At 42.9% G+C, this 4,912-nt stretch carries 4 protein-coding genes; all 4 read right to left on the bottom strand.

Features of this window, described 5'->3' with window-relative positions; all coding sequences use genetic code 11:
* Positions 1-705: PKD domain-containing protein (locus tag WBM49_RS05915; protein ID WP_424371137.1), on the bottom strand; the 705-nt coding region annotated here is incomplete at its 3' end.
* Positions 706-719: 14 nt separating this feature from the next.
* The gene (locus tag WBM49_RS05910; RefSeq protein ID WP_424371136.1) at positions 720-1,619 is read right to left on the bottom strand and encodes a glycoside hydrolase family 16 protein; all 900 of its coding nucleotides are present in this window, start codon (positions 1,617-1,619) and stop codon (positions 720-722) included.
* 27 nt (positions 1,620-1,646) lie between these two features.
* Positions 1,647-3,104, bottom strand: a complete 1,458-nt coding sequence (locus tag WBM49_RS05905) for a hypothetical protein (RefSeq protein ID WP_424371135.1) — start codon at positions 3,102-3,104, stop codon at positions 1,647-1,649.
* An 11-nt stretch (positions 3,105-3,115) separates the two neighbouring features.
* On the bottom strand, positions 3,116-4,912 hold a 1,797-nt coding region (locus tag WBM49_RS05900), incomplete at its 5' end, for a hypothetical protein (protein WP_424371134.1).

The following is a 4,912-nucleotide window of genomic DNA, read 5'->3' as shown; positions in this document are numbered from 1 at the left end:
TTCCCATGCATTAGCCGTAGTGGTTACCGCTGCTACTTCTGTATTGATCCCAGCATCTGTTTTGTCCTCTAATTTTAACAATACATTGGTTCCTACGGCAGGTGCCCAAACTTTCAGTTTAAACCCGGCATTGGCATTAAAATCAAATTTCGCATCAACCTCTATTTGATTATTGGCAAAAGGAAGAGAAGCATCCCTCACGATTTCTCCCACTTTACAGGACGTATTTATTCCGCTCGGGTCTGGGTTGTCTATGTACGAATAGGCTGCACCATCACCTACAATAGCACTACCAGGATCTGTCTGGAAGGTTATATTGAAGTCGGCACCACCAAGTGACTGTTCGGTCTCTGCTGTACAATCATCAGAAGGTGTAGCAATAACTATTATTACCTGGTCTTCTGAAGAATCCGAAGCTCCTGCCTCATTGGTGGCCTTAAGCGTTACGGTGTAGGTACCAGATTCTGAATAGGACTTTATCGGGTTAATTTCGATAGATGTAGTACCATCACCAAAATTCCACAAATAGTTCTTGGCGTCTTCAGATATATTTATGAAGGTTACCGTTCCGGTGTCTTCATTTACAGTGTACGTAAATGCAGATGTTACGTCCGGAAATAAATTTTCAACTTCTTCACATCCTATATAGGATACCGCCAATACAAGAACTAAAATGTACTTAGCTTTTTTGAGTAATTGTTTCATAGTTTTTTTGTTTGTTAGTTTAGTCCGTTATATTCATATACCCTCACATAGTCTACCAACATGGTCTGAGGAAATACTGTTTCTGCATTAGGTGAACCCACAAAGGTTCCTCCCACTGCCAAATTAATGAGGATATAAAAATCATTATCAAAAACCCACTCCGCTCCATCGGGAAGGTCCTCGGGAGTGATTTGATTGTACAATACATCATCTATGTAATAATTCACATAATCCGGGCCCCATTCTATCCCATAAACATGGAATCTGGTGTCCAAGCGATCGTTTTGCAAAATATATTCTTTCGAAATAGCCTGACCCGCCGAATAGCCGGGACCATGCAAGCTTCCAATTAATTTAGTAGGCTCTTGTCCCCGCATTTCCATAATATCGATCTCACCGATAAACGGCCAGATCTCGGTTGGACTATCCTCTACACCCAGCATCCAAAATGCAGGCCACATTCCCTGCCCATAAGGCACTCTTATGCGCGCCTCAAAACGGCCGTATGTCTGTTCAAATTTCCCTTTTGTAATAAGTCGTGCAGAAGTATATCCAGCACCTTGAAAAGACTCTTCCCGTGCAGTAATGATCATTACACCATTATTGATAGTTACATTTTCCGGACGGTCTGTATAGTATTGCAACTCACTATTTCCCCAACCATTATTCCCGGTACCAATGTCATATCCCCAAATAGAACTGTTAGGGGCACCGTCTGTATCGAACTCATCCTGCATGCTTAGTTTTGTGAAATTCACCACGGTTTGAGTGTCATCTGTAGAACAGCCCGTATTCATTATAAATATGGTTGTTACAAGAAGACATATCATACCAGTAATAGATTCCCTTTTAGGGAATTTAGACCGCAGTAGTATCATTTTCTCTTTCATATGTAATTGTTTTTTCTGTTTCATACTCTTTAGATTCTTTAAACCCTGATTTTACTCGGTATAGAAGTATATATTATCCACGGTTAATGTAGAAATACCTCCTGAGGCAAAAACTAATTGAGCCACATTAGCTCTGGCTCCACTTGCGAATCCGCCTAAGCCTCCACCGGTATTGTTGGTAAAGTTTGCCAACGGTATATCCAGGCTGATCCAGGAACCGCTATCCAGGTTGGCACTGGCAAATGTAATACCGCCCCCTGTGTCATTGCCGCCACCAAAGGCATTATCAGGTCCAAAATCGATCAATTCAATTACGACAAAGTCTGCTGGATCAATGGGTTCCTCAGTTCGGATATCCACGTGTAAAAAGGTCATTCCCGAGGCATCTACTGTGGGGTTTGCAAATGAAGTTGCCACGAAATTGAGGTTTTCATAGATAAGAACATTTTCTAATCCTGCAATTATTTCTACGGCCCCACCAGTGGTAGTTTGTCCGCCAAAAAATCCGTTATAATTATCTACAGGTACATTGGTATAAGCATCACTAAAGATGGAGATCACTGTGGCAGCATCTCTTGTAGGGGTAGGCGCAAATTCAAAATTGCCGCCAACTTGCAAGGTTAAAGATCCTTCTGCTCTAACCCCGTCTAAAGTAGCTGTAACTACCGCCGTCCCCGCGCCTACAGGTGTTACTACCCCTAGCTCACTAACCCTGGCAACCTCCACATCCGATGATTCAAAAGTGAAATATGATGGGGCAGCCACAACGGTTTCATTAATCCCAGAAGCCAGGTTAAAGGTTTGGGTAAGCCCTGTAATGCCAAGATTAACATCTATAAATGCTTGTACTACTTCATCTGCCCCATTAAAAATGGCAGGTTTGGGTTGGGCAATCGTCCCCAGTTTTTCGTATTTTAATTCATCTACCCAAAAGGTATACCCATCGCCATTCTCAGGCCCTTCGGCATACCAGAACATCCCACTTTCATCTGTTAATTTGCTCGGGTCCGGGATAGGGATCACGTATTTTGTCCAGGTAGTGCTTATCCTTAAATTCTGTTTTGTAACAACATATTTGCTTTCGAGAGTGCGGTATTGGCTTTCACCAAAATCATTTCCAAAACCAATTTCGTTGATCGTTGCAGCTCTTGTTGCTTTGGCCCAGAATGTAAGGGCATCATAGCCAGACAAGTCGCGTCCACCATAATCGGGGAAAATAGCCCCGGCAAATGCCCCTGCGGGATCGCCAAAATTGGGAACATCAAATCGCATAGACGATTCACCTTGATATCTTTCATTTCCATCTACCGTAAACGCATTTAGTTTTGATCCTAAAAAAGGCCGGTATTCCAACCCTCCGCTGAATCCGTCAATATAGACATCCGGACTATTTGAAAACTTGGCAAAATCCACATCACCAGAAACCTCTCGTTCACAGCTAACTGAAACGGCAAAAATGAGTCCCAAAAGAAGGGTGAATTTTGAATATATTCTTTTTACGTTTTTCATTTTGCTATTTTTTATTTACCAATATTAATATGTATGTACGTTCTGATCTCCCACTCATTTCCGTTCCCAAATCCAACCGGGCTTATAGTAGGATCTGTTGCAAATTCCGCGGCGTTGTTAGGAGAGTACCTATTAGAAAATTCATTAAGTGATCTCCAGGTACCACGAATTCCTATCTGCGTGCTGGGTAGAATAAACCAGTCTGGTTTTCCAAGCGAGGTTGATATATCGAGCATTAACTGCACGGGAAACGTTAAGTTAAAATCGCGATGGTAATCAAAAGGACCCCAGTCGTTGATTTTGAAGGCATGCTGTACTTTTATTTTTTTGTAGATCATCCGGATATCCCCACCAAAACGTTCAACGGTTCTTGCCACGCTACCATTAGCCTGGGCATTGCCAAAGTATATATTTGCTATAAGCCCAAGGTCAGGGTTTACTTTTGAGACTATCCTGGCATGGGTTTCCCAAAGATCCTTTGCCGGAACCGAATTGGGAAAAGCAAAGAGCGAACCATTTGCCAAAAATCCGATGGCAGCATCCATTGTTGTGGGCTGATGTCTGAAGACAAAACCTGCGCTAATGGCTAAGGGAGCATCTTCTGCCCTGTCATTGTCCCATTCATACATCCAGGTTCCAGGTGTAGGATCCCAGGTAAGAAGCAGTTCTCCTGCAACTGTCTCACGGTTAGCCCGCACAACGAAAGGATCAACCAGGATATTCCTCAACCTCCCGGGGCCTCCAACATCATTGGGCATGGCCGCAACAATAGGTTTCTGCCATAAAAAGTTGGGTGCTATTTGAACGTTTCCTACCGTATAAGTAAATCCTGTAAGGAAGTTAGTTTGGTTACCACTACCACTATCCTTCAACTGCCATCCTGTAAATGTTTTTGTTTGGTCAAAACCACCATTGGCCACTAAGCCTTGTGCAGCACCCTGGGCATACCAGTTAAAACGGCCCCCGGCATAAGTGATCTTTGCCTTGGCGCCCCAATTGTCTTCTGTATTGATTTCATCCGTATAAACTATATATTTAGAAGCGGCGTCCGGGTTAGCGGGGTCATAATCCGGATTATTTTCGGATAACTGAAACTCCCGTCCATTTAGGGGTTGTCCCCCCCAAATACCTCCTATTTCCAAACCAACTTTCCCAATCTCTCTTTCTATATGGAGTGTTGCTCTGCGCGTTCTCGGTACAGGAATTGCCAGGGATGAATTAATTTGTCCAAAACTATCAAGATCTTCCTGGAAAATTCCAGTGACATGGTACTTCCCTATTTCTTTGCTATACTTTACAAGTATGGCCGGGTTGGCACCCCACCATAATTGAGGACCAAAGGCAGCTTTTAGGCCAGCCAAAGCTCTTTTACCTTCAACCTCCATTCCGAGAATTTCTCCATTGTAGATATCCAGGTTCGGGCCGTAATTGGCTTCCGGATATAATCCAAAGAAATCCCCTTCATATCCCCAATGATAATGACCTGTTCTGTAGAATCCCTTTGCGATAAAATCTTTGGCATTCCATTCATAGGAAGCACTGTACACTCGCATACTATTGAGATTAGACAAATCTTCCGGGCCGTTTTCTGTTAAGACATCTACAAGACGTAATCTACTTTCATAGAAAATTTCGTCTATAGGATTGTCTGCCACATTACCGGTTATATTAAAATTGACATTTGCCCGCATATTGGGAGCAGGATTACCTTCAACCCCAACAAAATAGGATTGCATATGATCAAATCCTAACCTATTAGGAAACGTCGGTTCTTCATTTGGATCTGCGCCTCTGCTTGGAGTAGTAAT

Source organism: Muriicola sp., from assembly GCF_049669965.1.
GTDB lineage: Bacteria > Bacteroidota > Bacteroidia > Flavobacteriales > Flavobacteriaceae > Muriicola.
This window is presented reverse-complemented; position numbering and strand designations above follow the sequence as displayed.

Coding starts and splice junctions, on each gene's coding strand:
- WBM49_RS05910 (WP_424371136.1), bottom strand. CDS start 1,619: ATGAAACAGAAAAAACAATTACATATGAAAGAGAAAATGATACTACTG.
- WBM49_RS05905 (WP_424371135.1), bottom strand. CDS start 3,104: ATGAAAAACGTAAAAAGAATATATTCAAAATTCACCCTTCTTTTGGGA.